The organism is Pelagibacterium xiamenense, assembly GCF_021166475.1.
In the GTDB taxonomy this organism is placed as follows: domain Bacteria; phylum Pseudomonadota; class Alphaproteobacteria; order Rhizobiales; family Devosiaceae; genus Pelagibacterium; species Pelagibacterium xiamenense.
The window spans coordinates 382692-404605 of record NZ_JAJOYS010000001.1 but is presented as its reverse complement, the minus strand read 5'-3'; the positions used below and the strand labels follow the sequence as shown (position 1 = coordinate 404605).

The window sequence follows — 21914 nt, the reverse complement described above, 5'->3', positions numbered from 1 at the left end:
TCAACTCGCCTTTTTCTTGCGGCCCGAGCTTTTCGTGGATCGCGATTTGCCGCCGGATTTCTCGAGGCTCGACTTGAGCGCGGACATGAGATCGATGACGTTTTCGCCTTCGCCGCCGGTTTCGCGCTCTTTTCTGGTCGAGACCTTCTTCTTGCCGCGGCTCTTGAGTTTGGTGTCGATCACCTCGCGCAAGGCCTCGCGATAATGATCCCGATACGTGCTCGCATCGAAAGCCGCCGTCTTGCGTTCGATCAATTCGGTGGCGACATCGAGAAGGTCCTTTTCCGCCTTCTTTTCAGGAATGTCGGAAAAGAACTTCTCGGACTCGCGGATTTCATCCTCGTAGTGGAGCGTTTCGAGCAACAGGCCGTTGCTGCAGGGCTTGATGGCGGCGAGATATTCGCGCCCGCGCATGGCCAGCTGGCCAAGGCCGACGCGCTCGGTGCTTCTGAGTGCATCGCGCAGGACCCGGAAGGCGTCCTCGGCCAGCTCGTCCTGCGGGACGACGAAATAGGACTTGTCAAAATAGAGGGGATCGATTGCGCAGGCGCCTACGAACTGCGTCAGCTCGAGCGTCTTGCGCGTTTCGAGCCTGACCGCATCGATCTCCTCATTGGTGAGAAGGACATAATTGTCTTTCTCGTATTCGAATCCTTTCATGATGTCGTCGGTGTCGACGGGGCCGACCCCCTCGACGACTTTTTCATAATGCACGGGCTTGCCCGAGGGCTCGTGAATTTGCCTGAATCGTATCCGTGAACCCGACTTCGAGGCCGAATAGAGTTCCACCGGTATGGAGACGAGCGAAAGACGTATCTGTCCTTTCCAGACAGGACGTGCAGAAGGCATGCGAGATCCATCAGTTTATGAGCTCCACCGATTCAAGCGGCGGGGCGCGAAATCGGTTCCATCCGCGCGCCCTGGGGTAGAAGCGAGCGGGGGCATTCGACCCGGTCAGCCTGATCAGTCCCGCTCCCGCATGCTTCTTGCGAGCGCGCGACTCCATTTATCGAACAGGGCATCATGAGGCAGGGACGCCTGTTGCCCCGCAGAGCGGTTGCGTGGCTCGGCACCGCGCGGGCGTTTGAAGGCCGACACACGATCCACTAGCTTATTGAGATCTATGGGTTTTTGCAGGGTATCAGCGGATCTGTATCGTGCGGCAATCTGTTCGTTGCGGTAAGCCGTGGTAAACAGCATGGGAATGCCGTCGCGCTGAAGGTCGTCGGCCAGATCGTAGACGTACTCGCCAAAAAGCTTGATATCGAGCACCGCGCCATCGAGGCGGCGCTTGCCGATAATCAGCCGGGCGTAATGGACGGTCGGTGCCGGTCCGATGATCGCCGCGCCGTGGGCCTCCAGTTCAGTGCAGATCTCCCGCGCGAGCACGAAATCGTCCTCGACGACGAGGATCTGCTTCTTATCGAGATCTCGGTTTCTCTCCATTTGATCCTCCGTTCCCCTCTAACGCAGAGAACGGGGAATGTTTGCATCGACCGGCGGCATTTCTGCCGCTTGGTTCGCGCCTCAAGGGGGAACAACATAGGTTAATCCGTCGATCCGCCCGCCATGCAACAGGCCCCTGTGGCGCAGCGCGCGGCCGGGACCCTTTTGGCGAACTTCGGGCGCAGTCTCGCGTTTGAAGAGAAGCCGAATTTGGATGAGGTATCTTGCGTGACGCACTTGTTGGTTCGAAAGCTTCAGAATTTTATCGCTTTAAGCGAGGACGAGCAGCAGGCCATCCTCAGCCTCCCAGCAGGATCCAAACGTCTCAGGGGACGCCAGATGATCGCGGACGACAAATCCTTGAAGGGCGCGATCTGCCTGATCGAAGAGGGGTTCGCGTGCAGACACAGAACCCTGCCGGACGGACGCAGGCAGATTCTGTCGTTTCTGGTGCCGGGCGATCTCAGCGATCTGCGCGTGTTTATCCTGGGGCGGACGGACAGTGCGGTCTCAACGCTTTCCGATGTGTCCGTGTCGGTCATCACCCCCGAACACCTTCTGGCCTTGACCGAGCGATATCCGCGGATCACCCGTGCCCTATGGTGGTCGACGCTTGTGGAGGAGTCGATTACCCAGGAATGGCTCGTGAACATCGGGCAGCGCTCGGCGCTCGAGCGCATGGCCCACTTGCTGTGCGAGCTTTATGTCCGGCTGTCCGCGGTCGCGCAGGTGGACGTCTACACGTTCGATTTGCCGATCACCCAGAGCGAACTGGCGGACACGCTGGGGCTCTCCTCGGTCCACGTCAATCGCACTTTGCAGGAACTGCGCCGCCGCGAACTCATCGTATTTCGCGACCACGTGATGGAACTCAAAGATGTTGCCGAACTCAAGAAGATCGCGATGTTTTCGCCCGGCTATCTCCATCTTCGGAGCGTGCCGTCGTTCGATCCGGCGCAGAAAGCCACGCCACAGACCGGGGGCCGCTAAGGGCGCAGGCTCCCTTTTTGGGCTTTGAACTCAGTCATCCGTGCCGGGAAGGCTGACATGCTCTCCCAATACGTCCCGGACATAGAGCTGCTTGATCAACACCACGACCACCACGGTCAGGGGCAGGGCGAGCAGGAGACCGAGGACACCGAACAGCGATGCAAAAAGCAGGATCGAAAAGAGCGGCACCGCCGGTGGCAGGGAGACCGCATATTTTTGCGTCAACGGGACCAGAAGATTGTTCTCGAGTTGCTGAATGACAAGGTAAAGCCCGGCAACCCAGAACACCATCGTGCCGCCTTCAGATAGCGCGACGAGAAGTGCGGGGGCCGCCGCGATGATAGGACCGAAGAAAGGGATGAACTCAAGCACTCCCGCCAGGATGCCCAATGTCAGGGCGTAGGGAACGCCGATGAAGTAAAGACCTGGCGTTGTGGCGGCGAATACGGCCAGCATCATGATGACCTTGCTGACCAGCCAAAGCTCAAGCGCTCTCGACGTCGCGGAAATGGCGCGGTCGATGCGGCCGCGCATGTGGCCAGGAAAGAGCAGCAGGAAGCCGCGCCGGTAGGTATCCGGCGATGCCGCGATAAACGCCCCGGCGACAATCACGACCAAAAGCCCCGTCAGGACGCTTGCGAGCCCACCGGTATAGTTCACGATGTTCCAGAGCGCCTCGCCGTTCTGAAGCGCCTCGCCCATCTGTCCGGTCAGATCCCGGATACCCAGTCGTTCGGCGAGAGCTTCGACATCCTGGGGCAGCCGACGCGCCAGCTCTTCGGCGCCGGATCGCAACTGGGCGCCGGTGAGCACGAAGAAGCCTCCGATAGACGCGGTGATCAGCACGATCGCCGTGGGAAGCGCAATTGGCTCGGGTATCCGCAGCCAACGATGGAGGTGCTTGGCCACCATCGAAAAGATGCTCGAGACCACGAAAGCGGCGAAGACGAGCAACAGCACACCGATCACCTGCCAAACAAGGAAGGTGCCCACAACGAGCGCCACGCCGAGCAGCACCACAGTCATCATGTGGCGTACGGGCGTAGCTGCATGGTTCGCATCAGGGCGGTCTGTCCGATCCCGTCTCTCACCCATTACAACCGGGTCTTTTGCGTCTCACGACGGCGCGACAGGTTGTCGGGCACGGCGCTTTCAAAACCATTCGATGCGGTTCCGGGCGAGCCTGGCAGGTCCGGATCGGGCAGGCGGTCGCCGCCGCCGCTCGAAGCGTCCTGGGACTGTGCAATCTCTTGAGCCGCACGAAACCAGTGGTCCTGGTCGCGCCCTTCGGGCCGTCCTTCCTGTTCCCAGAGTTCATAGGCTCTGGCGCGAATTGCCTCGGTTCTGGCGTCTTGCATGGCTTCTCTCCTGCTGGTTCACGTTTCCTGATTCCGATAACGGCAAATTGCCCCGCTCCGTTCAATTTCACGGCTGCCATTGCTTCATGTTGGCGTTGAGGAACGCGCACCGCGGTGTCGCATTGACGAGATGTGAATTTTGAACTGTCCAGGAGACCGTTATGAGCAAGGCAAACGCCGAAAAAGAACGCGAACGGGTCACGCATATGTCCACCGGGGGACACCTCGGCGGCACCAAGTTCGGGCAGGTTCCCGGGGCTGCGAGTACGCGCAGCGGAGCCAACCCGGCCAAGCCTCAACCCTCCGAGGCGAGCGCCAAAGGCGCGAGCAACACCAAACGCTGAGGCCCGGCCCGATCCCTAGTGGCGCGGCGTTGATCTGAGCGCCGCGTTCACGAGGCCATATCCCATAAGCGCAAGAGCCAGAAGCCAGAACATGCCGCCCAGGTAGAGCATGCCCTGGATCGTCACGAAATAAAGGCCGATGAGGATCAGAGCCACGTGAATGACGAACCATTTGGAGAGGGCAAGAAAGCCGCGATAGGTTCGTTCGTGTTCGGCATAGGCTTGCCGCGCTTCCGAGGAAGACCCGCCGCGCGCGCCACTCTGCGTCTGGTAATGATCGGACATCTTTCTTCCCTCGCGGTTGTTCTTAAAGCTGTAGCGAACCTTCGAACACGGCCCTAAGAGGACGATAGGGCATCCTTCATCCAGGAGCGGTGGCGCCGTTCATCGGCGAGAGCCTCCTGAAAGATCGATCGCGCGCGCGCGTTCGCATGGACGTTGTCGGCCGCGCGTTCGTATGCGGTCACGGTGTCATCCTCATTGAGGATCATGGCCTTCAGGATCGCCTCGTCACCGAAAAGGTCGGCAACCAGCACCTTGCCGGAGGTCAGGACCTTCTTCAGTCCGCCGCCGCTGGGCGCTTCCATACTGAGTTCGCGCGCCAGCACATCGAGATCGCTGATGTGACTCGCATGGTCTTCCCTGAACGCGGTGACCTGTGTCTTGATCTCGGGGTCCTCAAGATGCTCGATCGCGGCGTCATAGCCGGCAAGCGCGTCATGCTCGAGCTTGAGAAGCTCAAGAAGAAGGTCTTCAATGTTGCGTTCGTTTCCGACCGTCGTAGCCATTTCCGTCTCCGGTTCACCTATCCAGTAGTGAGCTAACGACACGGGTTGGCCCTGGTTTCCCGTCTTCTAACCTAGGTTCAGCGCCCGGGACGGAACTGAGCCCCCGACCTCGCGGCCGGAAGGCTCAGCGGGGCGGCCGTATTACTCTTCCGGCAGAGCCCAGGCCCAGAGATAATCGCCTGGAGGCGTTTCCATGAACCCATGGCCGCCGGCGAACATGGCAAGATACTGACGGCCATCCTGCTCGAAGGTGATCGGCGCGGCCTGTCCCCCCGCCGGCAGGACGTCCCGCCAGAGCTCCTCGCCGGTTTCAATGTCCAGCGCACGGATCAGGTTGTCGGTCGTCGCGGCGATGAAAATGAGCCCGCCGGCCGTGACGATCGGACCGCCGTTATTGGGCGTGCCGATTGTGAACGGCAGCCTTGAGGGTATGCCGAAGGGACCGTTCGCCCGCGCCGATCCGAACGGCTGATCCCAGATCGTCTCACCGGTTTCCAGGTCGATCGCCCGGATCCCGCCATAAGGGGGCTGCTTGCATATCAGGTTGGTCACGTCGCTGCGCCAGCCCGGGTTCACCTCGATGCCGTAGGGCACGCCGACCTGCGGGTCGCCCTCGTCCCCCTCCGGATGGGTGATCGGCAGCATGCCTTGTTCCTCGACCTCCTCACGCGTGAGCAACCGGTTGTAGTTGGGGATGTCGTTGTAGTTCGCAACGATAATGCCGCGTTCCTCATCAACGGCCATCGAGCCCCAATCCTGGCCGCCATTGTACCCCGGATACTGGATATACGGCTGATCCGCGGTCGGCGGCGTGTACATCCCGTCATAGCGGGCGAGATGGAACTGGATACGGCACCAAAGCTGGTCGATTGGCGTCATGCCCCACATATCGCGTTCTTCGATCGGCTCGAAGGCCAGCGTGTGATAGGTCGAGAACGGCTGGACGGGAGAGAGGTAGTCCGGCTCGACGCCCCCTCCGGGTACTTGCCGTTCTTCAACGGGGAACAGGGGTTCGCCTGTCTCGCGATTGAGCACATAGATATCGCCCTGCTTGCTCGATACGATGATCGCCGGAACCGTTCCGTCTTCGGTCGGGAAATCCACCAATGCCGGCTGGCTTCCCAGATCGTAATCCCACACATCGTGGTAGACGGTCTGGAAGTGCCATACGTCCTCGCCGGTCGTGACGTCGACGGCAACGAGCGAGGTCGCGTACGCGTTCTCTGCCTCGCTGCGCTCGGAACCGTAGTAATCGACCGCGGAGTTGCCGAGGGGCAGATAGACATACCCCAGTTCCTCGTCGGCTGCGGCGGTCGTCCACATATTGGGTGTTCCGCGCGTATAGGTTTCACCCTCGGGAGGCTCGCCTTCGAGGTCCGGCTGGCCGAGATCCCAGGCCCACGCCAGTTCGCCGGTTACCGCGTCGTAGCCGCGCACCACGCCCGATGGTGCGTCGAGTGCTTCGTTATCGTTGACCTGATGCCCGACGACGACGATGCCGCGCACGATTGTGGGGGGAGAGGTCACCGCAACCCAGCCCGGGACTGTCCGTCCCAAATGTTCATCGAGCGGCACCTCCCCGCTGCGGCCGAATTCCGGACAGGGCTGACCGGTACGCGCGTCGACCGCGATGAGACGCGCATCGAGCGTCGCCTCTATGACGCGGTTTGCGCAGAGCGCATCGGGATCTTCGGGGTTGGGGACCTCGAAATAGGCAACGCCCCGGCACGCTGCCGCATGGGGAACCGCGTCATAGGAGACTTGCGGGTCGTACCGCCATTCTTCCCGGCCCGTCCGGGCGTCAACGGCAATCATGACGTTCGTCGGCGTACACATGAAAAGATCGTCGCCGACCTTGAGCGGTGTGGTTTCGGGCGACCATGCAACGTCCTGGTCTTCGGGCGGGAGGTCGCCCGTCCGGAACTCCCAAACCCGCTCGAGGTTGGCGACGTTCTCGGTTGTGATCTGGTCGAGTGGAGAATAGCGCGTCCCGTGATACGTCCCGCCATAGGCGGGCCAGGCATCCCCGGTTTCCGCCGTCGCCAAGGGAGCCTGCGCGGCCGAAGGTGCCCCGTCTTCAACCGGCTCGGATATCACGGCGCCGGGAGACTGCCCCTCCGGCTGCTGGGGAAGCTGCTGCGCGATCGATGACGGGACGGATGAGACAAGCGCCAACGTCATGCCGACAAGCACCATCGGGCATGTTTTGGAGATCGACTGGAAAGTCACTGTGTCCTCCCTTCCGCTCGTTTCGATCTGAGGACCGGGATGCACAGGAGAACCAGCGCCAGCACGATCGTCGGGCCGACGAGACGGGGGACTTGCGCCCATCCGTCCAATCCGACCTCCCAAAGTGCCCAGATCAACGTGAATACATAGGTTAGAGCGTAAACCCATACGGCCAGTATCGACCGCGCCATGAGCAAGCCGCCCGTGGCCAGGACGCCGGCACCCGCGACCGCGTAGTAGAACGATCCACCCAGGGCCAGCAGCCAAATGCCCCCGAGAAAAATCACGGCGCCAGCGGCAAGGAGCAATACGGCGAGAACAAGCGCTGCAATGTAGCCTGGAGAGAGCATCTGCCTCGCTGTCTGTTCGTGTGGGACGGCACTCATACCTGCCTCCTGATTTTCGCACGTCTTGGGGACGCAACGGAGACAGGCCGATCTGTGTTCCTCGGGCGCGCATCGCGCCGGATCATTGTTGTGTCGTTCCGCCCCCGGGAACGCGATTGGATGCCGGCCGTTGAAGCTGGTGAGAACCCGACATGGTCAGGAGATACAAAATGGCTGGGATTCCCGAAAACGTGCGCACAGGTATGGATGTCTACGACAGCGCCGATGAGCACATTGGCACCGTCGAGGACCTCAAGTTCGGTCAGGCCGAAGCCACCACGACCGCAGGCCAGGAGACAGAACACGACGAAACGCTTGTGGACGCTTTGAAGTCGGCGCTCTGGCCCAGCGATATGCCCGAAGCCCAGCGAGCGCGACTTTTGCGCGAAGGATATGTGCTGCTCGACGCCGACGGCATTCTGCAAAAGGATCGATACATCCTGCCCGACCAGATCAAAGAGGTCGCAGGCGATCGCCTCGTGCTCAATGTCCGCCGGGACGATCTCGCCACAGCGTAAATAATCGCCGCCATACCCGATTTCAGGTCAGCATAACACAGTGAAGGAGCGCGACCATGGCGCAGCCCGCCCAGCATCAGGACCGTCAGCCCGGCATCGAAAGCCAAATGGAGCCCCGCCCGGAGTATATGCCGTTCTATCCGGGCAGCGGACGGCTAAAGGACAAGGTCGCGCTCATCACCGGCGGCGACTCGGGGATCGGGCGCGCGATCAGCGTCCTGTTCGCGCGCGAGGGTGCGAAGCTGGTGATCGGCTATCGCGACGAGGATGGCGATGCGGAGGAGACACAGCGTCTGGTGGAGGCCGAGGGTGGCGAGGCCGTACTGTTTAAAGGGGATGTCGGGGATGCGGCTGTGTGCCGGACGCTGACCGAACGTGCCATCGAAACTTTCGGCAAGCTCGACATCCTGATCAACAATGCCGCAGAACAACACGTGCGGGACGACCTTGCGGATCTCGACGAAGACGCGGTCCGCCGTGTGTTCGATACCAACATATTCGGCTATTTCTTTATGGTGCAGGCGGCGCTCAAGCACTTGGAGCCGGGCGCCCGCATCATCAATACCGCGTCCGTCGTCGCCTATAGGGGACATCCCGAGCTGGTCGATTATGCCATGACGAAAGGCGCGATCGTTGCGTTGACACGCTCGCTTTCGGCGCGCCTGGCCGACAAACCGATCCTCGTCAACGCGGTTGCGCCTGGTCCGATCTGGACCCCGTTGATCCCCGCGAGCTTCGATGCCGAGCACGTCAAATCGTTTGGCGAAAATACACCGCTGGGCCGGCCGGGACAGCCCAACGAGGTCGCGCCGGCCTACCTGTTTCTCGCCTCGGAGGACGGCCGCTATACGACCGGCCAGACCATTCACGTCAATGGCGGCGACCTGCCGTCGAGCTGAGTGCGGATGCTTTCCTTCTGAGCGGGCTCGTGCGTCGGATGCCGATTTCCGCCGTCTACGTGTGCAATTACATTGCTCGGCAAATCAGCCTGACGCTAGAGCTCAGCGCGCCACACCCGCATCAATCAAGGCTCGGATCAGCTCGGTCTGCCGGGTCACGCCAACCTTCTCGAAAATGCAGGTGAGCTGGGTGCGCGCGGTATTTACCGAAACGCCGCAGCGCCGGGCGGCGGCGGCACGCCCATCGCCCACGAGGATTTCCAGGGCAAGTCTGGCCTCGGCAGGGGTGAAAGCGAAACGGTCCTGGAGCAGGGTTATGCGCTGTCTTCGCCGCAGTTCGGGATCTCGCAGGAGCAGCATTGCAGCCGGACGGGGCGCTCCCGGCGCCGTTCCGGCGGTACGGAAGGGGCGGACCTCAACGGTAAACGATGCTGCGGCACCCTCCGATCCGACGGTGATCCTGCGGCTCGCGGGCGCACCGAACCTTGCCGCGGAACATGCAAGCAAAGCTGCGTTGAGCTCTGCGTCGGGCTTCCTGTCGCGAAGGTAAATGCGCCCTTTGGCCACCAGGATGCCGTAGTGGTTCGACAGCATGTCCTCAGCGACATTGTCGGCGAAGATCACACGCCTGTAGCAGTCGACGATCACGGATCCCGTTTGATGGGCGCCATAACCGCTCTCCAGAAGGGCCTTCTCGAAAGCCGTGCGCTGGAGGTTGCGGGCAACACCGATGGCACGCACGAGATGCGGGACGAAAAAGCCGAAGCGTTCGTATGCGTCTGGATCAATCTCGTCGCGCTGTTTCGACGCCTGCAGGATGCAGCTAGCAAATCCACCGTTATCGGTGAATAGATTGGCCGCAATCCGCTCGGCTCCCAGTCCCGAATAAAGCCAGTAGTCGTTATAAAATGCACTGGCGAAGAACGTGTCCCGCCCCGTATCGTCAAGGCTGGTGATCTTGCCAACGGGCATTGACGCTGTGGCTTTGACAGTCGGGTCGTGCGCCCACCAGTGATCGGCGTAATCCGAAACGATCCTGGGATCCGCCCGCGGCGTCACGACCGACGCAAATCCGATATGCGGGTCCGTGGCCACGAGAGCGGCGTTTTCCACACGGCAATGATCGGCAATCGCGCACAGCAAGTCGGGCCAGATCTGCGCGTCGAATGCGGCATCGTATATCTGCCCGACGATTTTGGATGCACTGTCCATGCCGCTTACCCGCTTCCGGGCCGATCGCAAGGCGGCACCCACTGTATTTCGCGCGCCTCTCATCCTGCGAGTCCCAGTTCCACGTCCGTTGCCGGGGGACCGTATTTATCCGCAGGCGGCCATGGCCGATCCCGCCAATGGGGTCGCATGGCAAAGCTCGAGATTTCCCTGCCGGCAGGCAGGGCCCCATTTCCCATCCCCAGAGCGTAGTCGTAGTAGAGCTTGACGATTTCCTCGCGGCTCACCTGCTGGGCGGCATGATGGCCAAGGCAGGCCGTGCGCCAGCGTCGCACCCTCTCAAAGCGAGGATCGTGGGGCAGATCGAACCCTTCGTAATATTCGAGAAACCAGAACCTGGCGAAAACCGGTGCAAAAACCGTTTCGGCAAGACCGAACGCGTCAAAGAGAAAGTCGCCACCCTCCCTTTGGGTGCCGCCATAAGCGACAAGACAATCGTCGATCCGGGCATAAAGTTCGAGCAGTCTTTCGCGCTTTTTTGCGCGTTCGGCCCGGTCCTGATTCATGACCAGCATATATCCCGCACCGGTAAAGGGCCCTTCAAGCGCGATCAGCATGCGTTCAATGGCATGCTCATAAGGATCGGTCCTCCGGACCGGCGGGCCGGGAAGCGCTTCGTCGAGATAGTCGAGAATGACGAGGCTTTCCTTGAGTATGCGACCGTCGGGCATTTCCAGAACCGGGAGCGATGTCGTTCCCCGGGTCTTTTCCAAAAGTGCGGGGTCGCGTGGCTTTGTGATGTCGACCACGCGGAACTCGACGGCGTGGGTCTGCCCCTTCAGTGCCAGCAGGATTTCAAGCCGCTGGGAGAAGGGGCATACCGGGATGTGATAAACGATCGGCTTCATTGCGAGGACACTCACGGTTGAAGCGCGTCAGCGCCCAAAGGCGGTCCGGTAAAGCGCATGTTGTGGCGCTCCGCCGAGTCGGTGATTTGCGCCATGTCCTCGGGAATGCGGAACTGACCGGCGGCCATATCGGCAAAAAAGCCCTCGAACCCGCCCGGGGTCAGGATCACCAGGTGACGGCTGGGACCGTCTGCGGTTGCCCGGAAGGTGTGTTCGCGCCCGCGCGGGATAAAGACGCTCTCGCCCGGCCCGCGCGTAAAGCGACCGCCCTCCAGCCAGAATTCGCAGGAGCCGGCAATGAGTACGAAAATTTCATCCTCGGCATCGTGCACATGGCGCGGAGGCCCGGCACCGGCGGGCGACCAGCTGTCGATAATCGACATGGCGCCACCGCTGTCGGCTGGCGACAGGATCGTCTTGTAGCGGACACCGTTCCATTCGATGACGCCGGAACCGTTCACTTCATCTAACATCGTTTCCTCCACGATTGGTGCCAAGGAAACGAAAGCGCTCTCGTTGTTGCTATCGGTAGCAGTATTTGATTTATTTGAAAAATCGTTTGATCGTATAGGACCTATCGCCGAAGTGAATTTCGGGACTTTCGACTTGAACCTCCTGCGTGTTCTGGACGCGCTGTTGCGCGAGGGTTCCACGGTGAAGGCGGGGGAGCGCCTGGGCATGTCGCAATCGGCGGTTTCGGGAGCGCTGGCGCGGCTTCGGCATGCGCTTGATGACGAACTGTTCGTGCGGCACGGCCAGGGTCTCAGGCCTACCGACTATGCGGTTTCGCTGTCGCTACCGCTTCATGCGGAATTGACCCGGCTCGAAGCGCTATTGGCGCCACCCGCCTTCGATCCCGCCGCCAGCGCATCGAACTTCAAGATGGCGGCGAGTGATTTTTTTGCCGAGATGCTGATGCCCGTTCTCGCCCGCCAGTTGCGCTCCAGAGCGCCGCACATGTGTGCGCAACTTGTTGATGTCGTGCCCTACAGCTACATCGATTCTTTGGAGCGCTACGAAGCCGATATGGCGCTCATTCCCTCGGCGACGTTCCCCGACTGGACCGACTGCCGCCCCTTGTTCTACTCCAGCTTCGTCGCGGTCGCCGCGCGGGATAACCGGGTGATTGCCCGCTCGGGCCTCAAGCCCGGGGCCGAGCTGCCGATGGACCTGTTTTGCGAGATGGGTCACGTGCTGTTTTCGCCCGAGGGCAAATTGCAGGCTATGGGCGACGCCGCGCTGGCGCGGGTGGGGCGCCGCCGCAATGTCGTAATGACCCTGCCGGTATTTTCAGGGGTTTGCCGTGTTATTGCCGAAAGCGAGCTCATTGCGCTCATTCCACGGCAATTGGCCGAGCATCTGGCCCCCTCGATGGGGCTTGGAATTTACAAGCCTCCGATGCCCATGGACCCGGCTCTGATCGTGGCGGTCTGGCACAAGCGGTCCACAAACAATCCCGCTCATCGCTGGATGCGGGACTTGGTGGCGGACGTCATGATGGCTCTGAACGAAGGCGAGCAGCCCCTGCCGGTCTAGGCGTCCGGCATATGCCCGGATCATGATCCTCTCCAGATTTCGCGCGCATCGTACAAACGTCGCATGATCGGCTTGTGACACACCCATAACATTCGAACCCGAAACGGCGGAACCGAGACGTTCCGCACCGTTAAGGGAGCGAAGATTATGGATGCAAACACACATGCGGAAACCGCGAGCGTCGTTTGGATGGGCGCGCGCTATGAAATCCTTCTGAGCGCCGCGGGGACGAGCGGGGCAATTGGAATGTTCCGCTCGGAGGACCAGCCGGGGTTCGGTCCGCCCATGCATGTCCACCATGATGCCGATGAGACATTCTATGTTCTCGACGGCGCGGTCGATTTCGCCCGCGGAGACGAGCGTCTTACCGTGCGGGCAGGCGGCACGGTCCATATTCCGCGCGGGACGCCCCATACCTTTCGGGTGCGCGAGGAGAGTCCTGCGCGCATGCTGACCATTCTCACGCCGGGTGGTTTCGAGGGGTTCTTTGCCGAGGTTGCCGCCGCCGGTCTCGAGATGCCGCGCGATCTCCCGGCCATGCAACCGATCTCCGAGAAATTTCGCCTCGAATTTGTCGGGCCGCCGCTCGGCGCCCAATAGCGCGCGCATCACACCAAGGGACAAGCATGCAAAATCGGAACACCCTGCTCATTGCCGCTCTTGCCGCCTCGTGCTGGCCACTGCCCGCACACGCGCAGACTCTGGGGCTGACGACCGAGCAATTCATCGCCGGCATCGAAGCCGCTTCCCAGACCACGGGCGAACCCTTGAGTTTTCAGGAACTGGCCTGCGCGGAAAATCCCATGCCGGGCGATGCAACAAAGACAATCGTCAGTTGCACCTTCACCCTCGGAGGCGGACGCCTGTTCATAACAAACGCGGAGCCGGACGGCCCTCTCCTGGACATTTCAACCCAGCCCTGGGCGGGCGGTGAGGGCGGAGCGGGATCGCAGATGATCTCGTTTATCGCCGCAACGATAAACGATGCCGACCCATCCGCCTTTCGCGCAGACGCCGAGAGCCTGATCGAGACGGTCGCAGACAATGGCGACGGCAGCGCAACGATGGGACAGATCAGCTTTTACGTACTGGATTTCGACGGAAATCTGACAATTACCGCACAACCGTAGTGCCGAGGCCATCGAGGCCGAATTGGAGGAAAACGATGGACCTGTTCATGTCATTTGAGGGCCGTATTGCACGCAAGGGGTTCTGGCTCGGCCTGCTTGGAATAATGGCGATATCGCTGCTTGCCGGAGGCACCGTGCTGTCGGTCTTGCCTGACGGCATTGTCCGGATCTTTGCCCAGATCATCCTGTCCGCCGGTGTGGTCTACATATGGTCCGCGGTTGTTGTGAAACGCCTGCACGATCGCGGCAAGCCCGCCCTGCCCTGGGCCGTCATCTTCATCGCACCGGGCATTCTCATGCAGGCCATCAGTATTTTTCAGATCGGCTACTCACCGGTCGATTTTGCCGGCACTCAGGTCCTCATGCCGGGACTTGCGACAACCATCGCCATGTGGGCGGCAACCGCTGTGGCCCTTTGGATGGTGGTTGAACTGGGCTTTCTCAAAGGCACGCCGGGCGCGAATGCCTATGGTCCCAACCCGCTGGGCAAGGCGGCGCCCGCACCCGCCGCTTGACGTAGACCCGCCGCACGACCGCACAGTTCAGGATTGTTACGATGCTGCACACCGCCCTGATCCGGCTCAACATGACGCAACTCTATCTGCTCCGCATCGGGCCGGATGGACGGCGGCAGGCATCCTGGCGGGTATGGGTACTGATCTTCCTTCTTCCGGTACTCTTTCTGGGAACCGCTGCGGCCTTGGCATATGAGAGCCAATCGTTTCTTGCCAATGCCCGGCGGACGACCGGTGAAGTCGTGCGGGTTTACGCCTGGGAGGGCTGGAACCCATGGGACGGCGCTACAATCGATTACAGCCCGGTCTTTCGCTACCGGTTCGCCGATGGGGAGATGACAGAGGCCAGCACCGGCCAGTCGTCACCCAACTGGAATCATGCGATCGGGTCCCGCCACGACATCTTCTTTACGCCCGATCAAAAACGCGACGTCCGGCAGGACAATTTCGAACAGCTCTGGGCCTTGCCCGCCGCCATTGGCTTGATCGGGCTGGCCTTGCTTGTTCCGGCGGGGATCGCGGCCTTTTTCGTCCTCAGGTGGCTCAACCGTGGCACCGTGGCTTCCAATGGCTGATACTGCGAAATCAGGGCCTGCAACGCTTCCGCAGGACAGTCTCTGGCTTGCCCTGATCCGTATTGCTGTTCTGTCGCTGCCGTTCGCCGGCGCGATCTTTTACGGGGTTTGGAGCTATCACAGCACCGACCAAACCTACCGCGATCTGGATGCCTCCGGCGTTAAGACGCAGGCGCGCATTGTCTCCAAACGCATCATTCGCAGTGGCACCGATCGCCCTCGCTATGCCTATGAGATGACGGTCAGGTTCACTATTGGCGCGCAGGTGCGCCAGAGCACGGTCCCGGTCACCAGCGGATTTTTTGATCGCCACAACCCGCCGGACGAGGTGACGCTCCGCTATCTCCCCGATGATCCGGCTGTCGGCGAAATCGATCCCGACATGCGGGGAAGCTCGCTGCAAGACACACTGACCATCGTCGGCATTCTACTCTTTATCGGCGTCGTCAATATCGGGATGGCCCGGGACGCGGAACGCAACAAGAGGAACCGTGAAAAGGAACGGAGCCAATGACGGTCTATGATGTCCCGGTCACAGAAATCGAATGGACGACCTGGTGGATGCTGGGTTCGGCGGTCCTCGCCTTTATCGGCTTTGCCGGATGGCAGTTGGGCACATTCTTCGTCGGCGCCAGGGTCATTGCCGAGCGCGACGCGGCCGCGCCGAAATACAGTTGGATCGCGGAAAAACTGCTGCCCGGCTACCTTGCCAACAAGTCCTTCAAGCGTGACGTGGCCGGCCGCCACCTGAAAAGCGGGCCAGGCAGGATATTCTTCAATCTCATGCTTTTGGGCTTGGGGCTGCATATCGGGTTCTGGGTCTATGCCGCCAATTTCATGAACCAATAAGGGCCAATCGATGAAATATCTCTGGCTCGCGCCTATCGCTTTTTTCTCTACAGTTCCGGTCGCCGCGGCCGACTGCCGCGCGGATATCCAGGCTTTGCTCCAGGCCGGCGAGACCTGGCAGAACTACCGGATCGAAACCGCAACCCTGATCGAAGGGGTGCCCGTTCAGCACACCGGGCAGTGGTTCCGCGACTACAGCCATTTCTACCAGATCGTCGAAGAAACGGGCGTGCACTGGCTGGTTCTGGGCTCGGAGGAATACACCTCGAGCGATGGCGAAACGTGGCAGCGCTCTCAAATGCGCAGCGAGAATTGGCTGGAGGAGACGCTCGCGCAGAATGCGCGATTACGCGAAAGCATTCGCGATACCGAATGCGGAACGGAGACCATCGACGGCAAGGCTTTTGCGCATTTCGCCTATATTCAGGAGACGACGTCGCCCGTCGCCTCACGCTCGCGGGTCTCCGTCTGGCTCGATCCAGAAACCCTGCGCCCGGCCGTTCGCCGGATGATCGTCACAACGCCGGCGCAGGCCGTCGATTTTGGCGAAACGCGTGCCGAAATTGCCGGGTCCGAGGTCGAGATGACGACGCAATATTACTGGGACGAGAAGATCGTCCTGCCGTCGCCCTGAGGCCGGGACAACTCGAGAAACTGCAATCGCATCGCACAAACGTCGCATGCCGCACGATGCGTAGCTTCGTAGAAGCCTTGAAGACTGGCACCCGTCCGATTCCGGGCCGGGTCGCCATAAACAGTGTTCGGGGAATACGACGTGCAGATCAGTTTCGACAGCAATACCGGCATTCGGGCCGGCGCCAACTGCCCGCCATACGAGCGTCATGCAGCTGGTTTCCGGTTCACCGCATTGATGGCGACGACCGCGCTGGTCAGCCTCCTGCCCGCCGCCGTCTTCGCTCAGGAGATCATTGATGGCGGCACCACCGAGACCGTCATTGGCGGCGGGAGCGGGACCCAGGCAAGTCCGTGGAATATCCTTGACCAGCTATATGTGGGCGACAACAGCACCGGCGTGCTGGAAATCTCCAACGGGGGCGCCGGCGGCAGCGTCACGAGCTACGAATCGTTTATCGGCCGGACACTTACCGGCGATGGCGCGGTGAGCGTTGATGGTGCGGGCTCGGACTGGACATCGAACAGCCAGATCTGGGTCGGCTATGACGGCGTCGGTGAACTGACCATTTCCGACGGCGCGAGTGTGTCCGATACGACAGGCAATATCGCCTTCGGCACCACGTCCACCGGCACCGTCGTTGTGACAGGCGGCGGCTCGTGGGAGCATACGAACTCGCTTTACATTTCCGAGGGCGGAACCGGCTACCTGACGGTTTCGGACGGCGGCTCCGTCAGTGTGGGCCCCGTGGGCGGAGCGATCCGCATCGCGAACGATGCCGGCGCCTATGGGGAGGCGACCGTTACCGGCGCGGCATCGGTTCTCGATGTGGCCGATGGCACCTTGACGGTCGGCTATGGCGGCACCGGGGTTTTGTACATCCGCGATGCCGCGACAGTTGCGGCGGATGACGGGTTTATCGGACACAATGGCACCGCGGCCGGTACCGTCACGATTGAATCCGGCGGGCTGCTGGATCTTTCCGCCAGCGGTAGTGATCTCACCATTGCGCGTTCGAGCGGCAGCGAAGGCACGCTCAGAATCGCAGACGGGCTTGCCGACATCGGTGCGACGACGACGCTGGGCGATCAGGCTGGCGCGGAAGGGACGATCGAGGTCACGAGCGCCAGCGGGCAATTGGCGACCCGAAATATCTTTATCGGCGATGCCGGCACCGGAACCCTCAGCATCACCGACGGCACGGCAACCGTCGATGTCGACATGACCGTAGGCGCGCAGACGGGAAGTGACGGCCGGGTTGTCAATGACGGCGGCACGCTGAATATCGGGTTCGACCTTTCTGTCGGCGACTCCGGCACCGGGGTGATGACCGTCGAGAACGGCGGCACCCTGACTACGGGCGGGTTCGCCAATATCGGCGAGATCGGCGGCATGGGGACGTTGACCGTAACCGGCGGTTCGGCCTGGGACACCGGCAACAATACCTATGTCGGCACCGGTGGCGCGGGCAACATCATCATTTCCAACGGCGCCGTGGTGAATGATAGCGGCTTCGCACTCATTCTCGGCTCCCACGACAGCTCCGGTTCGGGCACGTTGGAGGTCAACGACGCGGCCTGGAACACTGTCGGGCAAGTCAGCCTTGGCGGCGATGTGGGTTCGCGCGGCGAACTGACCCTCGCGGCGGGCGGAACCCTGTCTTCCAATGATCACATATTCGTCGGCGACCTCGGTGACGGTGTCGGGACCATTACCGGGGCGGGGTCTGAACTGACCGCCACCGGCGGCCTCTATCTGGGCAATTCTGCCGGTGGCACAGGACAGTTGACCATCGCCGAGGGGGGACAGGCCGTCATCGACAACGATATCGCTATCGCCGCGGACAGCGGCACCCTTGGCACGGTCAACGTGACAGGCGGCGGTTCCTACATGGAAGCCGGCAACGAATTGCTGGTCGGTGACATCGGCGCCGGCACCCTCAACATTATCGACGGCAGCGTTCACGCGGATTCGACGATCTATCTGGGCTACGACGCGGATGGGCAGGGAACGGTTCTGGTCCGCGGCGCGTCGGCCAATCTCAGCAGCAATTCCTGGCTTATTATCGCCGAGGACGGTACCGGCGTCCTGACCATCGCGGATGGCGGGACGGTCAGCGTTTCGGGCAGAGCCTATCTGGGCTACGACGCAAGTTCCGACGGCACGCTGAATATCGGCGCGGCAGGCGGCGCGGCCGCTCAGGGGGCGGGCACTCTTGACGCTGCGGAGCTGTGGTTCGGTGACCATGAAGATGCAAAACTCGTCTTCAACCACACGGACGATGCCTACGCATTTGACGCGGACATGATCGGCGAGGGCCGCATCTATCATGCCGCGGGCGAAACGCTCCTGGGAGGCGATTCATCGGGGTTTTCGGGGGTGACCTCGATCACCGGCGGCGCCCTGCGTGTCAATGGCAGCCTGGGCGGCAACGTGGTTGCCCTGGATGGGGGCGTTCTTGGCGGATCTGGAACCTTGTCCGGTCTGGTCGCCATGCAGGCGGGAGGCGTCCTGGCGCCGGGCAATTCCATCGGCACGACCCATGTGGGCACCATTATTTTCAATCCCGGATCGGTCTACGAAGTTGAGCTCGACGATGGCGGCTTTTCTGCCGGGATCAATAACGACCTTCTCGACGCCAGCGGCGCGGTGACGATCAATGGCGGCACCATCCATGTCACACCCGAGAACGGGTCCGACGACGGCTCCTCCTATGCCGCACCGGGCACCTACACGATTATCACGGCGAGCAGCGTGTCGGGGACATTCGACGATGTGAGCGACGACTACATCTTTCTGGATTTCACCGACCGCTACGATGCCACCGGCGTCTATCTGATATCCGAACAGGTCGCCTATTTCTCGCAGATCGCCGAAACGCCCAACCAGCAGGCCGTTGCACCGGCGGTCGAAGCGCTCGGGGACGGAAATGCGGTCTATGACGCACTGGTGGGCCTTGCCGGGAGCGAAGACGATGCCCGGGCTGCCCTCGACAGCCTGACCGGAGAGATCCATGTTTCGGCACAGACGGCGCTGCTTGAGGACAGCCGGTTTCCGCGCGAGGCGGCAATGGACCGGCTGCGCGTGACGCTCGGCGGTGTCGGGGCGGACGCCACCGCGCAGATCGCGGACCCGGTTTCCGAGAATTTCGGGATCTGGGGCCAGGGCTTTGGCGGCTGGAGCCGGTGGGACAGCGACGGCAATGCCGCCGCCATGAACCGCACCATCGGCGGATTCGTGATGGGCGGTGATGCGCTTGTTCTGGACACTGCGCGCATCGGTGTGCTGGGCGGCTATTCGCGTTCGACGTTCAGTGTTTCGGACCGCGTGTCATCGGGCACGGCCGATACCTATACCCTCGGGGCTTATGGCGGCGGCGAATGGGGGGCTCTCACGCTCACGGGCGGCCTTGCCCATAGCTGGCACAGCCTCGACACGACGCGTTCAACCGATATCTCCGGCTTCTCGGACAGCCTCACCGCGTCCTATAACGCGCGGACCCTGCAAGCCTGGGGTGAGGCTGCCTACAGCTTTGAGGCTGGTGCGGCCCGGTTCGAACCATTCGCCAACCTGGCCTATGTGAGCCTTGCGACCGACGGTTTTACCGAAAGCGGCGGCGCCGCGGCGCTGAGCGCAGCCTCCAACGTGGTCGATGCGACCTTCACCACCCTTGGGCTGCGCGCGGAAACCGATATCGCGTTCGGCGAGACGGACGCCACCCTGCGCGGCACGGTCGGCTGGCGGCACGCTTTTGGCGGCGCTCCAGCCTCGCAGCTGTCCTTCGCTTCCTCGGGCGATGCCTTCACCATCGCGGGCGTGCCGCTTGGGCGAGATACGCTGGTGCTCGAAGCCGGGATCGATCTGAACCTCGCCGATGAGGCCACGATGAGCTTTGCCTATGGCGGCCAGTTCGGCTCCGGAGTTCAGGATCATTCGGCCACCGCGCGACTGAACGTTCGGTTCTGACCGTCGGCACCATTTCGGTGCACCCTGCATCTCCGCCCGTCGCCGGAGACCCGGGCGGCGGGCGTTCTGGAACGTGCTTTCCATCGACCGGTCGGCCAAAGCAACAGGGCGACCGGCGGGGGATGAATAACGGGGCCACACCCGGCAAGGTGCACGATTCGACAAGGGCAGGATCCGCATTTGCAGACCCAAATACGAGCTCTTGAGCGATAATTTCGGCGGACGGCAAGGGCACCTGCAGGCACGTCCACGGTCATCCAACACCCTCCTAAAACAAAAGGTTGGATCTGCAGCGGAAAGCCGGGGGTCTTGCAACTCCTTCCTTTTCGATATATCGACATGTTCGTTATATCGAAAAGGAAGTGCAATGCCGCGAGGATCGCAGACCGATGGGCGGAGAGGGAATAAGATCAAAGGCGGGCGTCCATTAAAAAAACGTCCCTTTGACTATGGCGACCTGAGATTGATGGTCTTGGCGCTCGTGGCTCACAAGCCCCGCCACGGCTATGAGATCATTCGACAGATCGAGCAGAAATTCGACGGCGCCTACATCCCCAGTCCTGGCGCCATATACCCCGCTATCGGTTGGCTCGAAGACATGAAGTTCGTCACGGTGGCCGAGCACGAGGTGGGCCGCAAATGCGCCCAGATTACCGAGGCCGGCAGCGCATTTCTGGCGGCCAACGCTGATGCGGTTTCGGCGATCTGGGCTCGCAAACCCGGCTCGGGCCGAGCCGGCGCGCCTCAGGAGGTGGTGGCCGCAATGGATGCACTGAAGGCCGCTATCCGCGACCGGCTCGGCGCCGCACCGGCCAATACCGACATTGTGGATGTTGCAAACAAGATTTCTCGCTTGGCCAGCGAACTGACCCGCGATGCCCAAGCCCAGCAAACTTCGATCTTCACCCGTTACAGATTTGAGCCCAAGCGGCGCAAGTTGCGGATCGCACGAAAATATTACCTCACCCCGCACATGATCCGACTGGTTCTGACCGGCGATGATCTCAAAGACTTCGAAAGTCGGGGCTTTGACGATCACGTCAAACTGTTTCTGCCATCGCAGGACCAGCCCCACCAAGAAGATCGAAAGCCCATCATGCGGGATTATACCCCTCGGGCCTTTGACCCGGACGCCAGAACGCTGACGCTGGATTTCGCTGTTCATCAGGCAGGTCCGGCGACGCAATGGGCGCTCGAGGCCAGGCCGGGGGATAGCGTTTCTATTGGTGGCCCGCGCGGCTCATCGGTCATCGCAGACGTTTTTGACTGGTGGCTTCTGATCGGCGACGAAACCGCACTTCCAGCCATCGGCAGGCAGGTAGAGGCCTTGGGCCAAGGCTCCCATGTCATCACCCTCGCGGCCGTGGACGGTCCCGATGATGAACAGGTCTTTGATACGGCGGCAAATGCCACCTGCCACTGGGTTCATCGCCCCGAAGCCGAGGCCGCAAACCCATCCTCATTGTTGGAGGCGGCAAACTCGATGAGCCTACCTCATGGGCGCGGCTTCGTATGGATCGCCGCGGAAGCCGCTGTTGCCCGCGCCTTGCGCGATCATTTCCTTGAAAAGGGCCACCCGCGCGAGGCGCTCAAAGCGGCGGGCTACTGGACCCGTGGCACGGCCGACGCAAGCGATAAATCCCTAGCTTGAGAGAGCAAAGTTCTTTTGGCCG

At 61.5% G+C, this 21914-nt stretch carries 25 protein-coding genes; 14 read left to right on the top strand and 11 right to left on the bottom strand.

Annotation, left to right across the window (positions count from 1 at the left end; translation table 11 throughout):
- Nucleotides 1–849: a non-homologous end joining protein Ku gene (gene ku, locus LSG43_RS02000; RefSeq protein ID WP_231800876.1), complete on the bottom strand. Its 849-nt coding sequence runs from the start codon at nt 847–849 to the stop codon at nt 1–3.
- 114 nt (nt 850–963) lie between these two features.
- Nucleotides 964–1446, bottom strand: a complete 483-nt coding sequence (locus LSG43_RS01995) for a response regulator (protein WP_231800875.1) — start codon at nt 1444–1446, stop codon at nt 964–966.
- 339 nt (nt 1447–1785) lie between these two features.
- Between LSG43_RS01995 and LSG43_RS01990 the strand changes: the two genes are divergently transcribed.
- Nucleotides 1786–2436 carry a Crp/Fnr family transcriptional regulator gene (locus LSG43_RS01990; protein ID WP_231800874.1) on the top strand — a complete coding sequence of 217 codons (651 nt, stop codon included), beginning with the start codon at nt 1786–1788 and terminating at the stop codon, nt 2434–2436.
- Nucleotides 2437–2466: 30 nt separating this feature from the next.
- Here the strand turns inward: LSG43_RS01990 and LSG43_RS01985 are convergent, their stop codons facing one another.
- Together LSG43_RS01985 and LSG43_RS01980 are read right to left on the bottom strand one after the other, a co-directional pair.
- On the bottom strand, nt 2467–3531 hold the full coding sequence (locus LSG43_RS01985) for an AI-2E family transporter (protein WP_231800866.1): 1065 nt from the start codon (nt 3529–3531) through the stop codon (nt 2467–2469).
- Nucleotides 3531–3794 carry a DUF2934 domain-containing protein gene (locus tag LSG43_RS01980; protein ID WP_231800865.1) on the bottom strand — a complete coding sequence of 88 codons (264 nt, stop codon included), beginning with the start codon at nt 3792–3794 and terminating at the stop codon, nt 3531–3533. Before LSG43_RS01980 ends, LSG43_RS01985 begins: the two co-directional genes overlap by 1 nt.
- A gap of 161 nt (nt 3795–3955) precedes the next feature.
- Here LSG43_RS01980 and LSG43_RS01975 point away from each other — a divergent pair, with 161 nt between their 5' ends.
- Nucleotides 3956–4138, top strand: a complete 183-nt coding sequence (locus LSG43_RS01975) for a hypothetical protein (protein ID WP_231800864.1) — start codon at nt 3956–3958, stop codon at nt 4136–4138.
- 15 nt (nt 4139–4153) lie between these two features.
- On the opposite strand, the gene LSG43_RS01970 is transcribed toward LSG43_RS01975, so the two are convergent.
- The 4 genes from LSG43_RS01970 to LSG43_RS01955 all read right to left on the bottom strand — a co-directional run bounded on the left by LSG43_RS01970 (nt 4154) and on the right by LSG43_RS01955 (nt 7541).
- Nucleotides 4154–4423 (bottom strand): aa3-type cytochrome c oxidase subunit IV, encoded by a 270-nt coding sequence (locus LSG43_RS01970; RefSeq protein WP_231800863.1) that lies wholly within the window; start codon nt 4421–4423, stop codon nt 4154–4156.
- 53 nt (nt 4424–4476) lie between these two features.
- Nucleotides 4477–4926 carry a DUF2383 domain-containing protein gene (locus tag LSG43_RS01965; RefSeq protein WP_231800862.1) on the bottom strand — a complete coding sequence of 150 codons (450 nt, stop codon included), beginning with the start codon at nt 4924–4926 and terminating at the stop codon, nt 4477–4479.
- Between the two features lie 141 nt (nt 4927–5067).
- Nucleotides 5068–7155, bottom strand: a complete 2088-nt coding sequence (locus tag LSG43_RS01960) for a pyrroloquinoline quinone-dependent dehydrogenase (RefSeq protein ID WP_231800861.1) — start codon at nt 7153–7155, stop codon at nt 5068–5070.
- The gene (locus LSG43_RS01955) at nt 7152–7541 is read right to left on the bottom strand and encodes a hypothetical protein (protein ID WP_231800860.1); all 390 of its coding nucleotides are present in this window, start codon (nt 7539–7541) and stop codon (nt 7152–7154) included. The genes LSG43_RS01960 and LSG43_RS01955 overlap by 4 nt, the downstream gene beginning before the upstream one ends.
- Nucleotides 7542–7711: 170 nt before the next feature.
- On the opposite strand from LSG43_RS01955, the gene LSG43_RS01950 reads away from it, so the two are divergent.
- Both LSG43_RS01950 and LSG43_RS01945 read left to right on the top strand, forming a co-directional pair.
- Nucleotides 7712–8059, top strand: a complete 348-nt coding sequence (locus LSG43_RS01950) for a DUF2171 domain-containing protein (RefSeq protein WP_231800859.1) — start codon at nt 7712–7714, stop codon at nt 8057–8059.
- Nucleotides 8060–8115: 56 nt separating this feature from the next.
- Nucleotides 8116–8958 (top strand): glucose 1-dehydrogenase, encoded by an 843-nt coding sequence (locus LSG43_RS01945; protein WP_231800858.1) that lies wholly within the window; start codon nt 8116–8118, stop codon nt 8956–8958.
- A 102-nt stretch (nt 8959–9060) separates the two neighbouring features.
- Here the strand turns inward: LSG43_RS01945 and LSG43_RS01940 are convergent, their stop codons facing one another.
- Genes LSG43_RS01940 through LSG43_RS01930 form a run of 3 tightly spaced genes read right to left on the bottom strand, consistent with a single transcriptional unit; the run spans nt 9061 to nt 11509 of the window.
- Nucleotides 9061–10170 carry a helix-turn-helix transcriptional regulator gene (locus LSG43_RS01940; protein WP_231800857.1) on the bottom strand — a complete coding sequence of 370 codons (1110 nt, stop codon included), beginning with the start codon at nt 10168–10170 and terminating at the stop codon, nt 9061–9063.
- A gap of 59 nt (nt 10171–10229) precedes the next feature.
- On the bottom strand, nt 10230–11036 hold the full coding sequence (locus LSG43_RS01935) for a glutathione S-transferase family protein (RefSeq protein WP_231800856.1): 807 nt from the start codon (nt 11034–11036) through the stop codon (nt 10230–10232).
- Nucleotides 11037–11047: 11 nt separating this feature from the next.
- The gene (locus LSG43_RS01930; RefSeq protein WP_231800854.1) at nt 11048–11509 is read right to left on the bottom strand and encodes a cupin domain-containing protein; all 462 of its coding nucleotides are present in this window, start codon (nt 11507–11509) and stop codon (nt 11048–11050) included.
- Here LSG43_RS01930 and LSG43_RS01925 point away from each other — a divergent pair.
- The 10 genes from LSG43_RS01925 (at nt 11478) to LSG43_RS01880 (ending at nt 21892) form a co-directional block, all read left to right on the top strand.
- Nucleotides 11478–12572 (top strand): LysR family transcriptional regulator, encoded by a 1095-nt coding sequence (locus LSG43_RS01925; RefSeq protein ID WP_231800852.1) that lies wholly within the window; start codon nt 11478–11480, stop codon nt 12570–12572. The genes LSG43_RS01930 and LSG43_RS01925 overlap by 32 nt on opposite strands.
- Before the next feature lie 147 nt (nt 12573–12719).
- Nucleotides 12720–13172 carry a cupin domain-containing protein gene (locus tag LSG43_RS01920; protein ID WP_231800850.1) on the top strand — a complete coding sequence of 151 codons (453 nt, stop codon included), beginning with the start codon at nt 12720–12722 and terminating at the stop codon, nt 13170–13172.
- Between the two features lie 26 nt (nt 13173–13198).
- Nucleotides 13199–13702, top strand: a complete 504-nt coding sequence (locus tag LSG43_RS01915; protein WP_231800848.1) for a hypothetical protein — start codon at nt 13199–13201, stop codon at nt 13700–13702.
- Nucleotides 13703–13737: 35 nt separating this feature from the next.
- Nucleotides 13738–14217, top strand: coding sequence for a DUF805 domain-containing protein (locus tag LSG43_RS01910; protein WP_231800846.1), 480 nt, complete (start codon nt 13738–13740; stop codon nt 14215–14217).
- Between the two features lie 41 nt (nt 14218–14258).
- Nucleotides 14259–14792, top strand: coding sequence for a DUF3592 domain-containing protein (locus LSG43_RS01905; RefSeq protein ID WP_231800844.1), 534 nt, complete (start codon nt 14259–14261; stop codon nt 14790–14792).
- Nucleotides 14785–15306 carry a DUF3592 domain-containing protein gene (locus LSG43_RS01900; protein WP_231800843.1) on the top strand — a complete coding sequence of 174 codons (522 nt, stop codon included), beginning with the start codon at nt 14785–14787 and terminating at the stop codon, nt 15304–15306. Before LSG43_RS01905 ends, LSG43_RS01900 begins: the two co-directional genes overlap by 8 nt.
- Nucleotides 15303–15641 carry a hypothetical protein gene (locus LSG43_RS01895; RefSeq protein WP_231800842.1) on the top strand — a complete coding sequence of 113 codons (339 nt, stop codon included), beginning with the start codon at nt 15303–15305 and terminating at the stop codon, nt 15639–15641. The genes LSG43_RS01900 and LSG43_RS01895 overlap by 4 nt, the downstream gene beginning before the upstream one ends.
- Nucleotides 15642–15651: 10 nt before the next feature.
- Nucleotides 15652–16275, top strand: a complete 624-nt coding sequence (locus LSG43_RS01890) for a hypothetical protein (protein ID WP_231800840.1) — start codon at nt 15652–15654, stop codon at nt 16273–16275.
- 141 nt (nt 16276–16416) lie between these two features.
- Nucleotides 16417–20241, top strand: coding sequence for an autotransporter outer membrane beta-barrel domain-containing protein (locus LSG43_RS01885; protein WP_231800838.1), 3825 nt, complete (start codon nt 16417–16419; stop codon nt 20239–20241).
- Nucleotides 20242–20608: 367 nt separating this feature from the next.
- Nucleotides 20609–21892 (top strand): siderophore-interacting protein, encoded by a 1284-nt coding sequence (locus LSG43_RS01880; protein WP_231800836.1) that lies wholly within the window; start codon nt 20609–20611, stop codon nt 21890–21892.
- Nucleotides 21893–21914: the final 22 nt, after the last annotated feature.

What these genes read in the sequence shown, in the direction of transcription:
- LSG43_RS01965 (WP_231800862.1), bottom strand. Translation starts at nt 4,926, where the DNA reads ATGGCTACGACGGTCGGAAACGAACGCAACATTGAAGACCTTCTTCTT.
- LSG43_RS01940 (WP_231800857.1), bottom strand. Translation starts at nt 10,170, where the DNA reads ATGGACAGTGCATCCAAAATCGTCGGGCAGATATACGATGCCGCATTC.
- ku (WP_231800876.1), bottom strand. Translation starts at nt 849, where the DNA reads ATGCCTTCTGCACGTCCTGTCTGGAAAGGACAGATACGTCTTTCGCTC.
- LSG43_RS01955 (WP_231800860.1), bottom strand. Translation starts at nt 7,541, where the DNA reads ATGAGTGCCGTCCCACACGAACAGACAGCGAGGCAGATGCTCTCTCCA.
- LSG43_RS01890 (WP_231800840.1), top strand. Translation starts at nt 15,652, where the DNA reads ATGAAATATCTCTGGCTCGCGCCTATCGCTTTTTTCTCTACAGTTCCG.
- LSG43_RS01980 (WP_231800865.1), bottom strand. Translation starts at nt 3,794, where the DNA reads ATGCAAGACGCCAGAACCGAGGCAATTCGCGCCAGAGCCTATGAACTC.
- LSG43_RS01945 (WP_231800858.1), top strand. Translation starts at nt 8,116, where the DNA reads ATGGCGCAGCCCGCCCAGCATCAGGACCGTCAGCCCGGCATCGAAAGC.
- LSG43_RS01990 (WP_231800874.1), top strand. Translation starts at nt 1,786, where the DNA reads ATGATCGCGGACGACAAATCCTTGAAGGGCGCGATCTGCCTGATCGAA.
- LSG43_RS01895 (WP_231800842.1), top strand. Translation starts at nt 15,303, where the DNA reads ATGACGGTCTATGATGTCCCGGTCACAGAAATCGAATGGACGACCTGG.
- LSG43_RS01910 (WP_231800846.1), top strand. Translation starts at nt 13,738, where the DNA reads ATGGACCTGTTCATGTCATTTGAGGGCCGTATTGCACGCAAGGGGTTC.
- LSG43_RS01880 (WP_231800836.1), top strand. Translation starts at nt 20,609, where the DNA reads ATGCCGCGAGGATCGCAGACCGATGGGCGGAGAGGGAATAAGATCAAA.
- LSG43_RS01925 (WP_231800852.1), top strand. Translation starts at nt 11,478, where the DNA reads ATGACGCCGGAACCGTTCACTTCATCTAACATCGTTTCCTCCACGATT.
- LSG43_RS01975 (WP_231800864.1), top strand. Translation starts at nt 3,956, where the DNA reads ATGAGCAAGGCAAACGCCGAAAAAGAACGCGAACGGGTCACGCATATG.
- LSG43_RS01935 (WP_231800856.1), bottom strand. Translation starts at nt 11,036, where the DNA reads ATGAAGCCGATCGTTTATCACATCCCGGTATGCCCCTTCTCCCAGCGG.
- LSG43_RS01950 (WP_231800859.1), top strand. Translation starts at nt 7,712, where the DNA reads ATGGCTGGGATTCCCGAAAACGTGCGCACAGGTATGGATGTCTACGAC.
- LSG43_RS01905 (WP_231800844.1), top strand. Translation starts at nt 14,259, where the DNA reads ATGCTGCACACCGCCCTGATCCGGCTCAACATGACGCAACTCTATCTG.
- LSG43_RS01985 (WP_231800866.1), bottom strand. Translation starts at nt 3,531, where the DNA reads ATGGGTGAGAGACGGGATCGGACAGACCGCCCTGATGCGAACCATGCA.
- LSG43_RS01970 (WP_231800863.1), bottom strand. Translation starts at nt 4,423, where the DNA reads ATGTCCGATCATTACCAGACGCAGAGTGGCGCGCGCGGCGGGTCTTCC.
- LSG43_RS01900 (WP_231800843.1), top strand. Translation starts at nt 14,785, where the DNA reads ATGGCTGATACTGCGAAATCAGGGCCTGCAACGCTTCCGCAGGACAGT.
- LSG43_RS01920 (WP_231800850.1), top strand. Translation starts at nt 12,720, where the DNA reads ATGGATGCAAACACACATGCGGAAACCGCGAGCGTCGTTTGGATGGGC.
- LSG43_RS01995 (WP_231800875.1), bottom strand. Translation starts at nt 1,446, where the DNA reads ATGGAGAGAAACCGAGATCTCGATAAGAAGCAGATCCTCGTCGTCGAG.
- LSG43_RS01930 (WP_231800854.1), bottom strand. Translation starts at nt 11,509, where the DNA reads ATGTTAGATGAAGTGAACGGTTCCGGCGTCATCGAATGGAACGGTGTC.
- LSG43_RS01915 (WP_231800848.1), top strand. Translation starts at nt 13,199, where the DNA reads ATGCAAAATCGGAACACCCTGCTCATTGCCGCTCTTGCCGCCTCGTGC.